A 19,990-nucleotide genomic window follows, 5' to 3' on the forward strand; every position below is an offset into this window, starting at 1 on the left:
TTTTACTTGGCATTTTTTAAACGGATGGGCTATAAATAATGCGGATGGTTTTGATGTCCTTCAACAACAAATAATACATGAAGCCGGAACAAGACATGAAAGTATGGCCGGGCACCCCGTATCCTCTGGGGGCAACTTACGACGGATCTGGAACCAATTTTTCACTTTTCTCCGGCATAGCTGAAAAGGTGGAACTGTGCCTTTTTGATGCTGACGGTCAGGAGACCCGGGTTGAGCTTCCGGAGGTAACCGGGCACTGCTGGCACGGCTATCTGCCAGAGATTGAACCCTGCCAGCATTACGGTTTTCGCGTGCACGGGCCGTGGCAGCCTGAAGAAGGGCACCGCTGCAACCCGGCCAAGCTGCTTCTGGACCCTTACGCCAAGGCGGTGGACGGGCAGATAAAGTGGGATGAAGCCCTTTTTCCCTACAACCTTCAAGACGGTCCGGAAAGCCGCAATGATAAAGACAGCGCCTCGTTTATGCCACGAAGCGTGGTGCACCAGCCGGACTTTGACTGGGGCGGAGACCGGCTTCTTGGCCGTCCCTGGCACGAGACAGTGATTTACGAGACCCATGTCAAGGGGTTCTCCATGCGCCATCCGGAAATTCCGGAAAATATCCGGGGTACTTATGCGGGTCTTGGACACCCGGTGGCAGTGGAGCACCTGCAAAAGCTGGGAATCACCGCAGTGGAGCTTATGCCGGTACATTACTTTATCCATGACAAGCACCTGGTGGACAAGGGCCTGCGCAACTACTGGGGTTACAATTCCATAGGCTTTTTCGCCCCGCACAGTGAGTACGCCTCGGGCAACAGGCCCGGCGAGGTGGTGGCCGAATTCAAGCAGATGGTCAAGAATCTGCACCAGGCAGGCCTGGAGGTCATCCTGGACGTGGTCTACAACCACACCGGAGAGGGCAACCACCTGGGGCCTGTTCTGTCCTTCAAGGGCATAGACAACGCCTATTACTACAGGACCATGCCCGATGATGCCCGCTATTACATGGATTATACCGGCACGGGCAACAGTCTGAATATGCGTCATCCCCACGTCCTGCAGCTGCTCATGGACTCCCTGCGCTACTGGGTCCTGGAAATGCACGTGGACGGATTCCGCTTTGACCTGGCCTCCACCCTGGCCAGGGAGTTGCACGACGTGGACAGGCTCTCTGCCTTTTTTGATCTTATCCAGCAGGACCCGGTCATCAGCCAGGTCAAGCTCATTGCCGAGCCCTGGGATGTGGGCGAGGGCGGCTACCAGGTGGGCAATTTCCCTCCGGTGTGGTCGGAGTGGAACGGCAAGTACCGCGATTGCGTGCGCGATTTCTGGGCCGGGAGGGATCAGACCCTGGGGGAGTTCGCCTACCGTCTCACCGGCAGCCCGGATCTGTATGCCGACGACTCCCGGCAGCCCTTTGCCAGCATCAATTTCATCACCGCCCATGACGGATTCACCCTGCGGGACCTGGTATCCTATGACCGCAAGCATAATGAGGCCAACGGCGAGGACAACAACGACGGCCACGACGACGAAGGCTCGTGGAACTGCGGAGCGGAAGGACCCACTGACGATCCGGAGGTTCTGGCCCTGCGGGCCAGGCAGCAGCGCAACTTCCTGGCCACTTTGATCCTGTCCCAGGGAGTGCCCATGCTCCTGGGCGGAGACGAAACGGGCCGCACCCAGCAGGGCAACAACAACGCCTATTGCCAGGACAACGAGATTTCCTGGTATGACTGGGAAAACGCGGACCTGGATCTGCTGGCCTTCACAGAGAAGCTCATCAGTTATTTTCACAGACATCCGGTGTTCCGGCGCAGGCGCTGGTTTCACGGCCGTGAAATACACGGTCTGGAAATAACCGACATCGCCTGGTTCACCCATCTGGGAGAGCAGATGTCCGAGGAGGACTGGGGCTCGGGGTTTGCCAAGTCCCTGGGAGTTTACCTCAACGGCGGAGCCATCCCCAACCCCAATCCCAAAGGGGAACCGGTGACAGACGACAGTTTTTATCTTATCTTCAACGCCCATTACGAAGAACTGGAGTTCACTCTGCCACCGGATACCTGGGGCGGTTCATGGCGTTTGGAAATGGATACTCTAAGCGGCTGGCTGGAAGAGGAAAAGATCCTTCAGGCCGGTGAGGAGATTGCCGTGGCTGCCCGCTGCATGGTGGTGCTGCGCCATGTTTCCTGAACCAAGGGCCACTTACAGAATTCAGCTGCACCAGGACTTTGATTTTTTTGCTGCAGCAGAAATTATTTCCTACCTGGCTGAGCTGGGAATAAGCCATATATACTGCTCCCCTTATCTGCAGGCTGCCTCGGGCAGTACTCATGGATACGACGTAGTTGATCCCACCCGGGTCAATGCCGGCCTGGGAGGAGAGTCAGGGCACCGGGCGATGCTTCAGGCCCTGAAACAGGCCTCCCTGGGACAGGTCCTGGACCTGGTCCCCAACCACATGGCCATACCCGGGCGGGAAAACCCGTGGTGGTGGGATGTCCTGGAAAACGGACCGTCCAGTCCTTATGCCTCATATTTTGACGTGGACTGGGACTCTTCTGAAGACCGCTGGCCCAACAGGGTGCTGCTGCCGGTTCTGGGGGATCATTACGGCCGGGTCCTGGAAGCCGGGGAACTGCGCCTGGTTCAGGACCAGGGAGAATTCACCCTGAAGTATCATGAACACAGCTTTCCAGTGGACCCTTGCAGCCTGTCCGGCCTTCTGGCCAGGGCTGCTCACAATTGCGGCTCTGATCTGCTGGGTTTTCTGGCCGGCTGCTGCTCCAGGCTGCCCCGGCCTACGGTTACAAAACGCAGGGAAGTCATGCGCCGGCACAGGGACAAGGCTGTAATAGCCGGTCTTCTGACCGGTCTTTGTGCCGAGCCGGGGCCCCGGATGGCCATAGAGGGGGAAGTAGACAGAGTCAACCAGGATCCGGACGCCCTGGACCGTATCCTGGACGAGCAGAACTATCGCCTGGCCTGGTGGCGTACTGCAGGACGGGACCTGGGTTACCGGCGTTTTTTCGACATCAATTCCCTGGCCGGGATGCGGGTGGAAAATGAGGATGTCTTTGCCGCCACGCACTCCCTGCCCCTGAAGTGGGTACGGGAGGGCAGTGTTCAGGGCCTAAGGATTGATCATCCGGACGGGCTGCGCAATCCTGCCGGGTACTTCCAGCGTCTGCGGGACACCTGCCCCGGGGTCTGGATTGTGGCGGAAAAAATCCTGGAGCCCGGGGAACAAGCGCCTCCTGACTGGCCCATTGAGGGGACCACCGGTTATGATTTTTTGAACCTGGTGACCGGGCTCTTTGTGGATCAGTCCAAAGAGGATCTGCTAACCGATTTTTATGTCTCCTTCTGTGGTAATGACCAGGATTTCAAGGCACTGGTCCGGGTATGCAAGGAAAAGGTCATCAGGGAGCTTCTGGGCAGTGAACTCAACAGGCTGACTTCTCTTTTCGTAGCCGTCTGTGAAAAACACCGCAGGCACCGCGACTATACACGGCATGAGCTTCAGGAAGCCCTGGTGAGAGTGGGAGCTAATTATCCCGTTTACCGCAGCTATGTCCGCACAGGGTCGGGAGAAAAGGAACCAGTGGTCAGCCAGGCGGACAAATATTACGTGAGGGAGGCCATCGCCCTGGCAGCAGAGGAAACCCCTGAACCGGATGCGGAGCTTTTGAGTTTTCTGGAAGCCCTTTTACTGCTGGAAATTCCTGGTGTTTTGGAAGGTGAACTGGCCATGCGCTTTCAGCAGTTCACCGCCCCGGTAATGGCCAAAGGCGTGGAAGACACGGCCTTTTACCGCTACAGCCGCCTGCTTTGCTTAAATGAGGTGGGAGGCGATCCCGGACATTTCGGAACTTCTTTAGAGAAGTTTCACAGGCAGGCCGGAACGGCCCGGGACAAGAGGCCTTTAAGCCTTCTGGCCGGTTCCACTCATGATACCAAGCGCAGCGAGGATGTGCGGGCCAGGCTCTGCCTTGTTTCCGAGATTCCCGAAAAATGGCGTAATCAGGTCCAGGCCTGGCATGAGCAGAACAGAAAATATATAACTGACGGAGTACCTGAGCCCAATACCGAGTATTTCATCTATCAAACCCTGGCCGGGGCATGGCCCATAAGCCCTGAGCGTCTGGAGATATACCTGGAAAAGGCCTTGCGCGAGGCCAAGGAGCATACCTCATGGACCAGCCCGGACAAGGATTATGAAAGACGGATGCAGGAGTTTGCCAGGTCTGTTATGCAGGATGAAAGATTCTGCCGGGGAATGCAGGAGTTCATTGAACCCCTGATTCCGGCCGGCCGGGTGAACTCCCTGGCCCAGACTCTGATCCGGATGACTTTTCCCGGGGTGCCGGATATCTACCAGGGCTGCGAGCTGTGGGATATGAGCCTGGTGGATCCGGACAACCGCAGGCCTGTGGATTTTCAAATGCGCCAAATGTTCCTGGCGGAGCTGCCCGGACTCCAGGTGCAGGAGATCATGGAGCGCATGAATGTGGGTCTGCCCAAGATGTGGCTCATCAGGCAGGCTCTGGGGCTGCGGCGCAGACGGCCCCACGCCTTTGGGCCAGACGGAGAATATCGGCCGGTATATGCCAGGGGAAAGAAGAGTGATCATGTAGTAGCCTTTTTGCGCGGCGAGATCGTGTTGACCGTGGTCCCCCGCCTGGTTCTGGGCCTTGGCGGGGACTTTGAGGATACCGTCCTGGACCTGCCGCCGGGGGACTGGGAGAATGTCTTGACCGGGGAGAGATTGGCCGGAGGCAAAATTGAGCTTTCCCGGTTGCTGGATAAGTTTCCGGTGGCGCTTTGTGCCCGAGACCGGGAAGTAAAAGCCGAATGAAGTATTAGACAAATGTCCAGTGCATAACTTCGTTTGATCTTGTTGAAATTCATGAAAACGGTAAGTTTTTTCATGAAGATATAGTATTCCAAGCTTTCCTCCATCCAGACGTATCTGTTTAGCGCTTTTAAGGAAAGCAGGGGACAGGCACTCCGGGACCCACTTGAGCATCATTTTGTGCTTAAAATATCTCATTTTTTGGGACAAGTGGGTCCCGGAAGAGCCAGTCCCCATGCCACATGCAAAGCGCTAAACAGATACATCCAGACCTTTTCAATAGAGGTGAATCCATGAACATCAGCAATCTATCCCAGCCCGAGCCTTTCGCCCTCAAGGATTGCGCCCTCATCACCATCGCCACCGGACGCAAGGCCCATACCCTGGCCGAACTCCGGGATCACATCAGGGATGTGAATCTCGACAGTGTCTACCACCATTTCTGGGGAGGGCTGCTGGGGGCGCGCTTTGAAGAGCGCGAATTCAACAATGATTTTGCCGTATGGTGCCGCAGGCAGCTGCGGGAACAGGCCCTGGCCGAGCAGCTGGCTGTAATCGATCCGGTGGAACACCGGGATCTGGAGGATCTGCGCCGTGAACTCCTGGAGACCATCGAGGGAAGGCTGGATGAGAGCGAAACAGCGCACTGGCTGCAGGCATTCCGGCCCTTTGAGTTTATCCGTTCTCAGCTGGTCATCTTTGACACCGGAACCCGCCTTGCCCGGCCAGAAGCACTGGCCGAGGTTATCCCCGAACTTTCTACGGGCACCATCTTTTATCACTTCATTGACGCCCGGCGTCGGGTGCCCGGTGGTCTGGATGATTTCAGCTACTGGCTTATGGGTTTTGAGGAGCCGTACTTTGAACTGCGCCGGGGACTGGCCGGGATAGATCCCTTCTTTTCCAGTCTGAGCAGTATACGCGAGGAAATGACCAGGGTCTGTCTGGAATGCCGGGACAGGGGGGATAAATCATGAGCAGCCTTCTTGATGCGTATGCCAAGGTGGCGGGACAGGATGTAGTATCCCATCTGAAACAGCTGGCAGCCCCACTGCGGGGGATGAAGGTGGTCCATGTCAACTCCACCCGCAAAGGGGGAGGGGTGGCCGAGATCCTGGAAAAACTGGTGCCTCTGAGTGCTGAGCTGGGCCTGGACGTTCGCTGGGAGGTCATAAGCGGCAACGAACAATTTTATCAGTGCACCAAGGCCATGCACAATGCTTTGCAGGGGCTGGCCGCACCAATTTCCCGGCCCCTGCTGGACGTTTATGAACAGATCAACCTGGAAAATGCCCAGGAACTTCGCGCTGTCCTGGAAGAAGCTGACTTTGTTTTCATTCATGATCCCCAGCCCGCACCTCTTCTGGGTCTTTGTCCCGGGCGAAAGGGGCGCTGGGTGTGGCGCTGCCACATTGACGCCAGCCGTCCTTACCGTCCGGTATGGCGTTACCTGCGTGATCATGTGTCAGGGTATGATGCAAGCGTTTTTTCCCTGCCGGATTTTGCCCAGGCCCTGCCTCATCCGGAATATATCATTCCCCCCAGTATTGATCCTTTAAGTGACAAGAATATTGATCTGCCTCAGGAGGAGATAGAAGATGTACGCAAGGAGTTCGGCCTGGACCCGGAGCGCTCCCTGGTTCTTCAGGTGTCTCGTTTTGACCGCTTCAAAGACCCGGTGGGGGTAGTGGAGGCCCATCGTCTGGCCAGAAAATTTACGCCCGGGCTGCAATTGGTCCTGGCCGGAGGCACGGCTGACGATGATCCTGAGGGCGAGGCCGTTCTTACGGAAGTCCGGGCCGCAGCAGGGGATGATCCAGACGTCAAGATTCTGCTTCTGCCGCCGGATGCCCACCGAAAGATCAATGCCCTGCAGCGCATGGCCGATATCGTCATTCAGAAATCCGTCAAGGAAGGTTTCGGCCTCACAGTGACCGAAGGCCTGTGGAAGGGCCGGCCGGTCATAGGCGGGGATACCGGTGGTATCCGGCTTCAGGTCATCAACTACCATACCGGCTTTCTGGTGCGTACTCCACAGGGGGCGGCCCTGCGCATCCGGTATCTTCTGCATCGTAGAGACCGTATGCAGGAAATGGGGGACAAGGCCAGGGAGTTCGTGCGGGAAAACTTTTTACTCACCCGGCATCTGCGGGAATACCTGACCCTTATGGTGGGACTGGAAAACGGTGCTGGATATCGAATTGAGCTTGGATGATACGCTTTTGACCTTGTGCGGTCCTGCCTCTTATTGAAGCTGTTTCAGGAGTTTTTCAGCAGTACCGAGATGCTCCAGGACAATAGGGCGAGGTTTTCCATTGATCCGTCTGGATTCGACTATAGCCTGGTAGTCCCTGCCTCTTGAAGGTTTTTTAAGATAGTTTCTACTTCAGTGTATACATTTTTAGTTTGAAAAACATATTGAAAATATTAAAGATTTCCTCGAAATTTGCGCTGCGCGTAATAAACTCGCGCTAGTTTGCAAATGCTTCAAAAATTCGGCGGCAAAAGAGCCAGTCCCCGGAGGTCAGTCATAAGTTTCGCTGTGTTTTTACTAAAATGATAATTTTTCCCTGTACTCTAAGCTCCGTCTGTTTGACTTCCGGTGTTTACTGTGTTTATTTTATCATGTTATTTTAAGAAGGCAGCAACTCTAAAAAAGATGAGCAGGAGATGAATATTAAAACGGTAATTGTGGCCATAAGAGAGGTCAGGGCGTACTTGTGCAAACATCAGAGAGCTTCAGGACTGGGTGCCGGGGTTGCATTGAACCATTGGGGAGTGCCGGTGGGGAGGCTTGATCATGTATCATGCCTGTAAGCCATCCCTCCCGCAGCTTCGGGTCTGGGCGCCCAGGGCTCAGAGGGTGGACCTGGTTACCCGGCTGGACAGACAGCTCATGCTGCCCCAGGATAATGGCTGGTGGCAGGCGGAAGAAAGTCCCGGCCACGGTGAGGATTATTCTTTTCTTGTTGATGGCGAGGGTCCCTTTCCTGATCCCCGCTCACCCTGGCAGCCCGGGGGTATTGAAGGACAGTCCAGGCGGCTGGATCACCGCCGCTTTGAGTGGAGTGACCAGGGATTTCAGCCAGTACCCTTGTCTTCGGCTGTAATATATGAGCTGCATGTGGGGACTTTTTCCCCGGAAGGGACATTCAAGGGCGTGATGCACAGGCTTGACCACTTAGTGGAACTGGGTGTGAGCCATGTGGAACTTATGCCGGTGGCTGAATTTTCCGGCAGCCGGGGCTGGGGCTATGACGGGGTGAACCTTTATGCTCCGCATCATGTTTACGGCCACCCCGAAGAGCTCAAGGAGCTGGTCAATGCCTGCCACAGCCGCGGGCTGGGGGTGATCCTGGACGTGGTCTACAACCACCTGGGACCCAGAGGCAACTACCTGCCGCGCTTCGGGCCCTACTTTACCGACCGCTACCGCACTCCCTGGGGGGATGCAGTGAATCTGGACGGGGCCTACAGCGATGATGTCCGCCGCTTTTTTATTGAAAACGCCCTTATGTGGCTGCGGGATTATCATTTTGACGGACTGCGCCTGGATGCGGTGCATGCCCTGTATGATTTTTCAGCCAGGCATTTCCTGGAAGAACTGGCCTGGGAAGTAAAAGAGCTGGAGGCCGGTCTGGGCCGGCACTTAGTGCTTATAGCTGAAAGCGATCTGAACGACCCGCGCGTCATCAGACCTTTTCAGGCCGGCGGGTACGGGATGCATGCCCAGTGGAACGAGGATTTTCACCACGCCCTGCACGCCGCCCTCACCGGCGAAAGCCAGGGCTATTACGCTGATTTCGGGGATCTTGCCCACCTGGCCAAGGCCCTGGAAAAAGGTTTTGTTTATGACGGTATTTATTCGCAGTTTCGCCGTCGCAGGCACGGCCGTCCTGCTCCGGATATCTGCGGCCACAGGTATGTGGGCTGCCTGCAGAATCACGACCAGGTGGGCAACCGGGCCCGGGGAGAGCGCAGCAGCCAACTGCTGACGCAGGGTCAGCTCAAGATGGGTGCGGCCCTGGTGCTCACTTCGCCCTTTATCCCCATGCTGTTTCAAGGTGAGGAATGGGGGGCCAGAACACCTTTTCTGTATTTCACAGCCCACGAGGATGCAGGCCTGGCCAGGGAGGTGTTCCACGGAAGGCTGGCGGAATTTAAGGGTTTTGGATGGGATCCCGGGGACATACCCGACCCGCAGGACCCGGAAACCTTTGTCCGTTCAAGGCTTGACCGGCAGGAACTGAGTCAGGACAGGCATGCGGAAATCCTGAACTGGTACAAACAGCTGATTCGTCTGCGCCGGGAATATCCTGAGCTGACCAGCGGACGCCCTGAACAGGTCAGGGTGGAATTCCATGAGGAAAAAAGATGGCTGATTATGCGCCGTGGTCCATTATGTGTGGCCTGCAATTTTTCCCCGGCACAGCAGACAGTCCCATTGGGCGGACAGGCCACCAACCTGCATATAGTGCTGGCTTCTCAGGCGGATGCCGCCCTTTACGGATGGGACCTTTTTCTGCCCGGACACTGTGTGGCCGTGTTGTGCTGCAGGTTAAATTAGGTCTGCCATTTCCGAAAAACAGTATTTCTTCCCCGGTCGAGCTCCCTACGGTAGAGGACTGCGTCCTCATAACCACCTCCACCGGGCGCAGAACCCATACTCTGAACTCCGGGATCACATCCGGGATATCATCACTACCATGACCTTGTGCCAGGAGCTTCAACTGAGTGCCCCTGAATGGTTACGGGGATACCTGTTTTGATGATGTAAAGAGACCTTCGTTGAAAGAGCATCTTTACATGCCGGGCGGCACAGGGAAGGGCAGGCTTCAGCCTGCATGTTTCTGGAGCACCCGTTGCAGATCAGCCGCCTTCACCGGCTTGGCCAGGTAGTCGTTCATGCCCGACTGGAGAAACTTCTCCCGATCGCCATGCATGGCACTGGCGGTCAGGGCAATGATGGGGATGTCTCTATTGTTGCCGATTTTTCTGGATCTGCGGATAATGCCGGCTGCCTCTGTTCCACTCATTATGGGCATATGGATGTCCATAATGATGCAGTTGAAATCCTGTTCTTCAAGGATTTGCAGCACTTCTTGACCGTCTGCAGCCAGCACCACCTCGTGCCCCATTTTTTCCAGGATTTTCAGCATGGGAAACTGGTTGGATGCGTCATCCTCAGCAAGGAGAATGCGCAGACCCTGAGTCGTTTCATCTGACTGCGGTTGCTGTTCATACTCCGGCAGGGATGCCTTGTCAGGCAGCTTGAAGGGCAGGGCAACGTACACTGCGGTTCCTTCGCCTTCTGTGCTGTCAATGCTTATGTTGCCGCCCATGAGCTGAGTAAGACGGCGGATGATGGCCAGGCCCAGCCCGGCTCCCTGGTGTTTTCTGGTCTGATAGTCCTCCACCTGTACAAAAGGATCGAACAGGGTTTTGATCCTGTCTTCCGGGATGCCGATTCCGGTATCCGAGACAATGAAAAGCACCCGGATATCTTCATTTCTGCCTGCAGGCACAGGCGTCATGTGCAGATTGACGTTTCCATGTTCAGAGTATTTAACCGCATTGCCCACAAGGTTGAACAGTATCTGACGGACCCTGGCCGGGTCGCCGATTATTTCACCAGGCAGGCCCGGGTCCAGGATGCACTCCAGGGAGACCCCCCTGTCTTTTGCAGTGACCTTGAACAGCTCGGCCACGGACCCGGCAAGATCCCTGGGACTGAACTTTTCTTCCTGGATGGTCATTTTTCCCGCCTCCACCCTGGATAGATCCAGGATGTCCGATAGAAGCCTGGTCAGGCGCTGAGCCGAGGTAAGGGCCAGGTCGACATACTCCTGTTGTTCCCTGTCCTGGGTGGTGTCCTGCATAAGCTGCATCAGCCCCATTATGCCGTTGATGGGAGTTCGGATTTCATGACTCATGGTGGCCAGGAAGTGTGATTTGGCCTGGTTTGCGGCCACGGCCTGCTCCTTGGCCTGGTAAAGTTGCTGCCTGGTCTGCAAAAGATCAGTGTTGTCCACAATGCATGCCAGCACAAGGGAGTAGTCCTGCTCATGTCCTGAAGCAACAGACCAGTAGACCTGGGTTTTCAGTTTCTGTCCGTCCAGTGTTACATGGTCTCTTTCAACGACAACACCTTGCCCCCTGCAGGCCATCACCTTTAAAAACTGTATAAAATTTTTGTTTTGGGACTCTTTGTCGAAAATACTGGTTATTCCGGTCATCAGTTCCCTTTTTGTCCGGGCCCTGAAGAGGTTGAGGCTCTGCTGATTGACATCGAGCACCTTCACCATGTCAGCCATTTCCCAGATCAACTCCTGACGGCCTGCAAAATAGGAGTGAAGATCCTGGACTCCCTCGGCCTGGAGTGCATCCAGACGCTTTTTCACTTCTGAGAAGTCCAGTTCCCACAGGGAAACAGGGGATGATTCGAACAGTTGCCTGTATTTCTGTTCACTTATGCGCAGGGCCTCATCTGCCTTCTTGCGCTGGGTTATGTTTTCACGGATCAGAATGCCCCCTGCAACCACCCCTTTCTCGTAAACAGGAACGGCTCTTATGCTTACCCAGCCGGGACCGCCTGCTGCAAACTCGGGAAAAAAGACTTCGTCCATTTCCACTGTCCGGCCTTTGAAGATTTTTGCAACTTCATGGTCTATTCCGGCGTTGACCAGGCCCGGCAGTTCATGAACCGATCTGTTGAGGAAAAAATCCTTGTCCAGCCTGTTAAACGCAAATTTGTCGATATGCCAGTCATTTACAAAGTTGACCCTGCCATGACGGTCAAAGCGCATGATGGATATAGGACATTTTTCAGCAAGCATCTTAAATGATGACTCGCTTTCCTGCAGGGCCTTCTCCATGCGCTTGCGTACAGTGATATCGAAGGCCACGGCAAATATAACCGGCTTGGCGTCCAGGCTCATGGCGTTCAGGTATACCTCGGTAGGGTAAGAAGAGCCGTTTTTCCTGGTGTGCATAGATTCAACGGAGATGGACTGACCCTCCCTGAGGAGATCCCAGGCTTCAAATCTGCCTTCCGGATTCAGGGCATGGACGTCAATGTCCTTGATGTACATATTCAAAAGTTCCTGCATGGAGTAGCCGGTATTTTTGCATGCAGTATCGTTGGCCATGAGAATTTTTCCATCCAGGTCATGGATAAAAATACCTCCAGGAAGATTTTCAAAGACTATTCTGAAGCGCTTTTCACTTTCTTCCAGGGCTTTTTCAGCCATCTTTCTACCGGTGATGTCACGGCCTATCCCTACTATTCCCGTGATGTTTCCGTGCTGGTCGCGGTATGGTGTTTTCAGGGTTTCCAGGAGGATTTCCCGGCCATCTGGATATGATATCCACTCCTCATTGCTGCCTGATGCAGCCCTTTTAAGCACCTGCTTATCTTTTTCTCTGAAAAAGTCTGCCATTTCGGCGCTGTATAGCTGGTAATCGTTTTTACCGGTTATCTCATCCCTGTCCCGGCCCAGGTGGCTGGCGAATGCGCTGTTGCATCCTATATAAACGCCGTGCATGTCCTTGATGAAAATCAGATCCGGAATTGTGTCCAGTACATAACTGGTAAGGCCCGTGGGCGAAGGTTCAGGGCTTTGCTTTCGGGCACTGATGTCAGTTATGAAAACCTGGTAATGGTTGAGTCGTCCATGCTGGTCCTGATCAGCACGGATATTTTGGGAACTCCAGAAAATACTGCCGTCCCTGCGGCGCATCCGGCATTCATGATCGTTTACCGCTCCCTGCTTATGCACCAGGCTTATGATTTCCGCCCTGTCAGCGGAGTCCACATACAGCTGGGACCAGATGTCCTTGACAGTACCGGTGAATTCGTCGGGTGAATCATAGCCGAACATGCGGCTCAGGGCATGATTGGCTGAAACAGCCAGACCCTTGGGTGTTGAGATGAATATGCCCACAGGGGCATGCATCAGGATGTCCTGAGGGCTCTCAAAGCAAGGCTTTTCCAGCGGATTGGCGTGCATTTTTCTGGGAGATTTCTTGGGCATTACAATCTCCTTGGATGCAGCAGGGATGGCATCTTTTCTGTTTTCATAATCCTGACTTTATCCTATCTTTTTTTAACAGAAAAAACAACAGACCTGTTTGAGTTTAAGTTCAAGTCTGTTCGGCCGTAAAGATTTCCCGGCCAGGTCTGTGGCAACAGGGTGCCGGGATTTTATGGGTTCTTAATCATCTGCTGCGCCGGCACTGGAATTGACTATGCAGCGTCATCTGCAGTATTTGTGCGGCAGTATTCACTCACAGCCCCGGGCCGGCGCAGCAACAGCAAGGCTCTTTGGGCATAACAAAAAGACGCATAGTAGAGACAGGCCTTACATGCAGATAACAGGATTTATCTGATGGAAAATGAAAAAGACAAGCCCGCACTGCTGGTGGTGGACGACGAATCCGGGCACAGGATGATGGTCAAGGCAGTGATGCAGGACCAGGGCTTTAAGGTGATGGAGGCCGGCAATGGACTGCAGTGCCTGGATATGCTGGAGCAGCAGCATATAGACGTGGTGCTTCTGGACATCAAGATGCCCGGCATGGACGGGATGCAGGTCTTAGAGCGTATACACAGACTGCATCCCGGTGTGCAGGTGGTCATGCTCACGGCCTTTGGAAGCGTAGGTTCTGCCGTGGATGCCATGAAACAGGGCGCATTCGACTATCTGACCAAGCCTGCTGATATCGATGAGCTAAAATCCGTTATCCAGATGGCACTGGATTATTCCAGGCTTGTGCGCGACAGCGCCCGTACCGGAAAAGGCCTGCAGGGCGTGCAGGAAAAGGCCCGGGTCATCGGTCAGAGTCCGGCCATGCACAGGGTCATGGACCTGGTGCAGCAGGTGGGGCCAAGTGAAGCCAGCGTGCTGATACTCGGAGAATCCGGAACAGGCAAGGAACTGGTGGCCAGGGCCCTGCATCAGGCCGGTCCCAGAAGTCAAGGCCCGCTGGTAAGCATTAACTGTGCAGCTTTGCCACCGGAACTGCTGGAGAGCGAACTTTTCGGATATAAAAAAGGGGCCTTTACCGGTGCAGCAAAGGATAAACCGGGCAAATTTCAGCTGGCGGAGAAGGGTACTCTCTTTCTGGACGAGATAGGAGAATTTCCCCTGCAACTGCAGGCCAAGCTTTTGCGGGCTCTGCAGGAAAAAGTGGTCCAGCCCCTGGGCGGCACGCAGGAAGACCCGGTGGACGTACGCTTTGTGGCAGCCACCAACAAGGATCTCCTGCAGGAGGTAAGGCAGGGCAATTTCAGGCAGGATCTGTATTACCGCCTCAATGTGGTGGAGATAACAGTTCCGCCCCTGCGGGAACGAATGGAAGACCTGCCCTTTCTGGTGAATCACTTTGTGGAGGTCCTGGGGGAAAAAAACCGTAAGCAGGTGCGGGGCATAAATAATAATTTTCTGCAGGCCCTTAAAAGCTACCACTGGCCAGGCAATGTCCGCGAACTGGAAAACGTGGTGGAAAGAGCCATAATTCTATGCAGAAGCGATGTCCTGGATGCCGGGGACCTGCCTGAGAGTATAGCCGGCGGGGGTACGACCGGAAATTTTGCCGGGAATGCTCCGGGGAAGGAAGGACTGGAAAGTGCGGAAAAGGCAGCTTTGCAACAGGCACTTAAGGCCAATAATGGGCACCGGGAAAACACTGCTCAGGCTCTGGGCATAAGCAGACGCAGCCTGCAGTACAAACTCAAGAAATATGGACTGACCAGAAAAGCTTGAGGATCTGCCTGTCATGGTTCGTTGTGTATGAATAAAATGACAAGCATGGGGCATAAGCATGCTGAAATAATCACGCTTGAATTGCAGCTGCTTATAAGGGACCCCTGCAGGGTGCAGCCACCCAGAGTGCAGGCAGTTACAGTGTAACCATTCAGGGGGATGCCTCAATGGCCCCGGGGACAGTCCCCGCGACATCTTTTTCAGCACAAATATAAAAAGTACGTGCGCGAAGTTTTGTGAGCCTGCACAGTTAGTACTTAGCGGGGGACAGTCCCCGGGGCCTGTGCAAGTAATCACCACCGAGCAACCCCCTGAATGGTTACGTTACAGTTTTTGCAGATCAGTTTTTTTCTGCAGCCAGTCCGTCAGTTCGTCAAATGGTCTGGGCTTGAGGATGAAGTAGCCCTGGGCCATATCGCAGCCCAGTTCTTTGAGCATGTCCAGGCTTGTCCGGCTTTCCACTCCCTCGGCCACTACCTGTAGATCAAGGTTGTGCCCCAGGTCTATGATGGACTTGACTATTTTGCGGTTGTTGTCGTTTGAATCCATGTCCATGACGAAGCTGCGGTCGATTTTGATTATTTTCACCGGCAGATCCCGCAGGTAGGCAATGGACGAGTAGCCTGTGCCGAAATCGTCTATACCCATGGGGATGCCCAGGCTGTCCAGGTTTTTCAGGACCCTAAGGCCCTTTTGCGGAGCGCTCATGAAGGCGCTTTCGGTTATTTCCAGTTCCAGGCAGGAAGCATCCAGGGCATGATTTTCAATGGCGGATGAGATCTGGGAGGGGAGATTGTTGTCCTGGATATCCCGCACCGAGAGGTTGATGCTTACAGGGATGCTGATGCCGATGGCTTTCCAGTGCTGCAGGTGCTCCATGCTCATGCGGATAACCCTGGAAGTGAGCTCTCTGATGAGGCCGCCCTGTTCAGCCAGAGGGATAAACTCCTCGGGGGATATGAATCCCCGGGTGGGGTGGTGCCACCTGATAAGGGCCTCAACGCCGCAGACCCTGCTTGTATGCAGGTTTATCTTGGGCTGGAAATAGAGGGAGAGCTGATCATGCTGCAGGCCCTTTTTGAGTTCTGACATGAGGTTTAAGCGGTTGATTCCCGAGGATTCGAACTTGGGATCATACACGGCATACCCGGTTTTCATGCGCTTGGCCGCATACATGGCCATGTCCGCACGACTGAGGATCTGCCCCAGGGTTTTGCCGTGCTCCGGAAATATGGCTATACCGATGCTGACATCCAGAAGAAGGCTTTGCCCCTGAAGCTCAAATGGCCGGGCCATGGCCTGGATCATCTGGCCGGCCCTTTTTGTAGCCTGTTTCCTGACGTCATTCCCGGTGAAGACCAGGGCAAACTCATCCCCGCCCAGCCTGCCAAGAATCTCACAGTCGTCTGTCAATTCCTGCAAACGTTCACCGACTTGCACCAGGAGCCTGTCCCCGGTCTGATGCCCCAGACTTTCATTGACCTCCTTGAACATATCCAGATCCACCAGGATAAAGGCGGCCTGGCACTGATCGTTGGTATGCAGGCACCAGCGGATCTGTTTTTCCAGGTTCTTAAAAATCATGTCCCGGTTGGGCAGGTGCGTCAGACGATCATAGCTGGCCTGGGCCTCAAGCTGTTTGGTTCTTTCCTGAACAATTTTTTTCAAGTGTATATTGCTTTCTCTAAAGAGCTTGTACAGCTCAAAACTTTCCAGCTGATTGGCGCTGCTGGACAGGACAATGGTCAAAAGCCCCCAGGAAACATCAGGCACAGTGTGTACCTCGGAACCTATAAGCCCTACGAACATACCCCGGACCCGGGCGCTTGTTGATAGCACGTGCAGAACAATATTTCTGTCTTTGCAGGATCCGGCAAGTATGACCGGTCTTTTTTCCCGCATGGCCCAGGGAAAGAAGCCCTTGTCAATAAGCCGGCCTGTTTCCTGAGCAAGGGCTTCATTGTATTTGGCCGGGGTCATGTAAGCGGGGTAGAAATCGTTGTCCTGTTCGTCCACCAGATAGATTCCCAGGGCCTGGAAGTCTATGAGCCTGGCAATGCGGTTGCATATCTCGTCCAGGATAAGGGAGGGGCTTTCCAGACTGCTGATGCGGGGCTGAAAGTCTATGAGACTTGCTGCCAGCTCCAGGGCGTCCAGGGTAAAGCGGTTGATCTCTTCCTGGTGTTCGAGCCTGGCCTGCAGATCTTTTATCTGTTCTGTGCTGTCTTTATCCTGCATTTATTTCTGCCCGAAAACGATCATTTGTTGTCGAAAAAAAGCTGAAAAAGGTTGTCCGCCTGGGACTGCATGAGTTTGGCCGTCTGAAGCAGCACCGCAGGGTCAAGGTTGAGGGCGTCCCAGCTTTCCAGGTCCGGAGCCGGGATCATATATTCTCCGCTGAAACCCATGAGGCACCCGCTGGAGAGCACATTGGCCATGTTTACCAGGGTGGTTTCAATGGGAAAGCTGGATTTGCCAGGACTATTGTGATGCCGGATGCTTTGCTCGAGCTTGAGGGGCAGCTTCCAGTTCTTCATGATGGCTGCGCCCAGCTGGGCGTGGTCCTGGCGAAAGAATTTCTTTTCCGCCCGGGCAAGCTCAAGTTTTTCTGTTGCCGCCAGGTGCATGGACCAGAGGGTTTCCCTGGGAAAGTAACGCAGCATGAGCAGACGTCCTATATCGTGCAGCAGGCCGCAGATGAAGATGCTTTCGGTATTGGACAGGTGGCGGTACTGGGCCAGGGTCTTGGCTCCTATGGCGCAGGCCAGGCTGTGTTTCCAGAAGCCCTTCATGTCGATGATGTCCGGGGAAATGCTCTTGAAGCCCGAAAGCACGGTCACTCCCATGGCCAGCATGCTCAGCTGCCTGGTGCCCAGGATGGCCACTGCCCGGCTGATGGTGTCGATCTGGGAAGGGAAGCCGTAAAAGGCGCTGTTGACAAGCTTGAGCAGCCTGGATGTCAGGCCCTGGTCCTTGCTGATAATATCCGCCAGGTGCCTGGCGGAAGTCCTGGGGTCCTGAATGGCCTCCTGGATCTGAAAAAAGATGTCCGGCAGGGAAGGCATCCTGGTTTCGTCCCGGATAATGACCGAGGGGTCAACAGGCTCGCCCCTGTTACGTTCAGAGGGAGGAGTATGGTTGTCCAGGGCCTCATGCCAGGCATCTGATGTGTAGAATCCCCCCGGGTACCTGCATTTCCAGAGGATGAATATCTCCAGGAGCTTGCGGCTGACTTTATGCTGGGGATCGTAGTGGGGGAATCTTTCCAGTATCTGGGAAGCGGCCTGGCGGCGTTCTTCCCTGGAGAATTCCTCGGGCTCGTCGTCCTGTTCAGCCCCGTCTCCCTGAACCGTTACTTCGCTGACCCCCCAGATCTTGAAAATACGCAGGTGCTTTTCCTGAACGCTCAGGCCCTTGCCCAGGAGAAAGCGGCCGTTGAAGTCCCGCACATCATCGTCCAGGACCATGCCGGGTTTAATGTCGTCTACCAGAATTCTGCCCATTGGCCCACCTGTAAGCAAAATATCCTGAAAATGCAATAGCAGTAATCTTTAAGCACAACCGGAGCTGAAAGAAATTTGTAAGTGTTCACCTTAATGATATGACCTCCCAGTGGTCCGGAAATTCGGCAAACAGGACGTAAAAACTCGCTCCAAGGAAGCGTAAATCAAAACCTCTTCAAGTTTTTTCAACCAGAAAAGCTTCAATTATATTATGCTTTGAATCAAGTTGAGTGTTTAACGGTTTTGATCGACGCTTCCTACGTCGCTCAGACAGTTTACGCCCAGTTTGCCGAACCCCCGGCCCCTGGCTTTTCGTCCGCAGGTTCTGAATAGTTACAGAAATTTTTGAAATGTATACAGCGAAATGTCACTGAAAATAACGCTCATGGAAGAAACACCGGCCAAGGGGCAGAAAATCCGGTATATCGTAATGCCTCTTTTTTATTTGGGCCAGTACCTGGCTTTGGTAAGAAGAGTAATCAAATCCCCGTCCCAGCGCGACAGCAAAGGAAGTCTCCCGGACCTGGATCCGGCTGGGCTCCAGGAATTCAAAATATGGGCTTAACCGGTCTTTGTCCAGCTCGTCATCCCGGGAAAGAAACAGGATGTCCCTGCCGTCAAGCTTCCTGAAATCCGTTATGCGGTCATCCTCGCGCCCGTATCTGGAGCCGGTGCCCAGGATCCCCCAGTAGTGGCTGGAATAATAGGAGATTACAGCGGACCTGGAGTAGCTGGGTGTGGCGTAATAATCGGCCCTGTAGGAGTCCAGTTTTTCTGCGACTTGGGCCGGGCGCAGGTAAAAGACTGCGTCCCGGTAAAGCCCAGGTCTTTCCTTGATTATCTCCAGAGGCACAAGCAGGGCGGCTGCCACCAGCACGATATGCAGCAGGGCATACCCCAGCATGAATTTGCGGCCCAGGATCAGGGATTTGCCCGGCAATGCAGCGTAGATTACATATAAAAAAGGAACAAAGCCCAGGATCCAGTGTGCACCCACGGAGTAAAAAAGGGAAGCGGCGAAGAACACGGCCAGAGGCACAAGGGCGGCAAAGGCGAAAAGCCCGTGTCCGGAACTGCGTATTCTGCTTAACACCTGACTGCGGTGCCTGAAAAGCTGGACCAGAAGAACAGGGGAGACCACCCAGGCCAGCATCCCCAGGAGGATGAGTGGCTGCATGGGGCTGAACTCGGCGTCGCCTCCCCTGCCTATGAAGTTGAACATTATGTTCACCCAGCAGTGAGTGTAATTCCAGTACAGGTTGAATGCCACCAGAGGCAGGCAGCCCAGAAGGACAAGCCCCAGCCGGGGAAGTTTTTTCAGGCCGCCGGTCAGGAAATAAAAAATATATGCCAGGAGCAGCAGGGCGGCGAAATACTTGGAAAGAAAGGCCAGGCCAAGGAGGATGCCTGAAAGTATATACAGAAGGTTGCTGTTTCTGGTTTCAGCCCGGTGCAGGGCCAGCACGGATAAAAACATGGACAGGATAAGCGCGGTATCAGTGGTGACCAGGACACCCAGAAGAAAGACCGGAGTAAGCAGAAGGGTGGATGCGGCCAGCAGGGCCTTGGTGCGGTCGTGATCACTCAGGATCCTGTATACTCCCCAGACCAGGACATAGCTGGCCAGGATGGAGGGCAGGCGCACAAGGATCTCGTGCCCGGATATGTACATGCACAGGTGGATCAGCCACCCGATAAGGGGGGGGTGGTCATAATACCCCGCAGCCGGGTGCTGGGCCCAGATTACAAAATAGGCCTCGTCACCGGTCAGGGGAAGTGTCCCGGCCAGGATGAGCTTCAGCGGCAGGGACAAAAACAGGGCGAAATAAAAAAAGTCTCTGGCCTGGATGTAGTTCATTTTTT

Annotated in this window: 10 protein-coding genes; 6 read left to right on the forward strand and 4 right to left on the reverse strand. The window is 54.6% G+C overall.

The annotated features are described in order from the left end of the window. Positions 1-95 precede the first annotated feature (95 nt). The 5 genes from glgX (at position 96) to treZ (ending at position 9,427) form a co-directional block, all read left to right on the forward strand. Positions 96-2,198, forward strand: coding sequence for a glycogen debranching protein GlgX (gene glgX / locus DTHIO_RS10110; protein ID WP_008870196.1), 2,103 nt, complete (start codon positions 96-98; stop codon positions 2,196-2,198). Then, positions 2,188-4,863, forward strand: coding sequence for a malto-oligosyltrehalose synthase (treY, locus tag DTHIO_RS10115; protein ID WP_008870197.1), 2,676 nt, complete (start codon positions 2,188-2,190; stop codon positions 4,861-4,863). The genes glgX and treY overlap by 11 nt, the downstream gene beginning before the upstream one ends. Before the next feature lie 239 nt (positions 4,864-5,102). Continuing rightward, positions 5,103-5,837, forward strand: coding sequence for a DUF5752 family protein (locus DTHIO_RS10120; RefSeq protein WP_208596401.1), 735 nt, complete (start codon positions 5,103-5,105; stop codon positions 5,835-5,837). Then, positions 5,834-7,075 (forward strand): glycosyltransferase, encoded by a 1,242-nt coding sequence (locus DTHIO_RS10125; protein ID WP_008870199.1) that lies wholly within the window; start codon positions 5,834-5,836, stop codon positions 7,073-7,075. Before DTHIO_RS10120 ends, DTHIO_RS10125 begins: the two co-directional genes overlap by 4 nt. Before the next feature lie 585 nt (positions 7,076-7,660). Next, positions 7,661-9,427 (forward strand): malto-oligosyltrehalose trehalohydrolase, encoded by a 1,767-nt coding sequence (gene treZ, locus DTHIO_RS10130; RefSeq protein ID WP_008870200.1) that lies wholly within the window; start codon positions 7,661-7,663, stop codon positions 9,425-9,427. A 268-nt stretch (positions 9,428-9,695) separates the two neighbouring features. Here the strand turns inward: treZ and DTHIO_RS19810 are convergent, their stop codons facing one another. Then, the gene (locus DTHIO_RS19810) at positions 9,696-12,893 is read right to left on the reverse strand and encodes a PAS domain-containing hybrid sensor histidine kinase/response regulator (RefSeq protein ID WP_008870201.1); all 3,198 of its coding nucleotides are present in this window, start codon (positions 12,891-12,893) and stop codon (positions 9,696-9,698) included. Between the two features lie 354 nt (positions 12,894-13,247). Here DTHIO_RS19810 and DTHIO_RS10140 point away from each other — a divergent pair, with 354 nt between their 5' ends. Continuing rightward, positions 13,248-14,624: a sigma-54-dependent transcriptional regulator gene (locus tag DTHIO_RS10140; protein ID WP_008870202.1), complete on the forward strand. Its 1,377-nt coding sequence runs from the start codon at positions 13,248-13,250 to the stop codon at positions 14,622-14,624. A 324-nt stretch (positions 14,625-14,948) separates the two neighbouring features. On the opposite strand, the gene DTHIO_RS10145 is transcribed toward DTHIO_RS10140, so the two are convergent. The 3 genes from DTHIO_RS10145 to DTHIO_RS10155 form a co-directional block, all read right to left on the reverse strand. After that, positions 14,949-16,862 (reverse strand): bifunctional diguanylate cyclase/phosphodiesterase, encoded by a 1,914-nt coding sequence (locus DTHIO_RS10145; protein WP_008870203.1) that lies wholly within the window; start codon positions 16,860-16,862, stop codon positions 14,949-14,951. A 20-nt stretch (positions 16,863-16,882) separates the two neighbouring features. Further along, positions 16,883-18,127 carry an HDOD domain-containing protein gene (locus DTHIO_RS10150; RefSeq protein ID WP_008870204.1) on the reverse strand — a complete coding sequence of 415 codons (1,245 nt, stop codon included), beginning with the start codon at positions 18,125-18,127 and terminating at the stop codon, positions 16,883-16,885. Positions 18,128-18,494: 367 nt separating this feature from the next. After that, entirely contained in the window at positions 18,495-19,985 is a 1,491-nt protein-coding gene (locus DTHIO_RS10155; protein ID WP_008870205.1) for an ArnT family glycosyltransferase, read from the reverse strand. Between the last annotated feature and the right edge of the window lie 5 nt (positions 19,986-19,990).

Source organism: Desulfonatronospira thiodismutans ASO3-1 (assembly GCF_000174435.1).
Lineage (GTDB): Bacteria > Desulfobacterota > Desulfovibrionia > Desulfovibrionales > Desulfonatronovibrionaceae > Desulfonatronospira > Desulfonatronospira thiodismutans.

Excerpts from the sequence above, each read along its gene's own strand:
- DTHIO_RS10155 (WP_008870205.1), bottom strand. The coding sequence starts at position 19,985 with ATGAACTACATCCAGGCCAGAGACTTTTTTTATTTCGCCCTGTTTTTG.
- DTHIO_RS10120 (WP_208596401.1), top strand. The coding sequence starts at position 5,103 with ATGCAAAGCGCTAAACAGATACATCCAGACCTTTTCAATAGAGGTGAA.
- DTHIO_RS10150 (WP_008870204.1), bottom strand. The coding sequence starts at position 18,127 with ATGGGCAGAATTCTGGTAGACGACATTAAACCCGGCATGGTCCTGGAC.
- DTHIO_RS10145 (WP_008870203.1), bottom strand. The coding sequence starts at position 16,862 with ATGCAGGATAAAGACAGCACAGAACAGATAAAAGATCTGCAGGCCAGG.
- DTHIO_RS19810 (WP_008870201.1), bottom strand. The coding sequence starts at position 12,893 with ATGCCCAAGAAATCTCCCAGAAAAATGCACGCCAATCCGCTGGAAAAG.
- DTHIO_RS10140 (WP_008870202.1), top strand. The coding sequence starts at position 13,248 with ATGGAAAATGAAAAAGACAAGCCCGCACTGCTGGTGGTGGACGACGAA.
- DTHIO_RS10125 (WP_008870199.1), top strand. The coding sequence starts at position 5,834 with ATGAGCAGCCTTCTTGATGCGTATGCCAAGGTGGCGGGACAGGATGTA.
- treZ (WP_008870200.1), top strand. The coding sequence starts at position 7,661 with ATGTATCATGCCTGTAAGCCATCCCTCCCGCAGCTTCGGGTCTGGGCG.
- glgX (WP_008870196.1), top strand. The coding sequence starts at position 96 with ATGAAAGTATGGCCGGGCACCCCGTATCCTCTGGGGGCAACTTACGAC.
- treY (WP_008870197.1), top strand. The coding sequence starts at position 2,188 with ATGTTTCCTGAACCAAGGGCCACTTACAGAATTCAGCTGCACCAGGAC.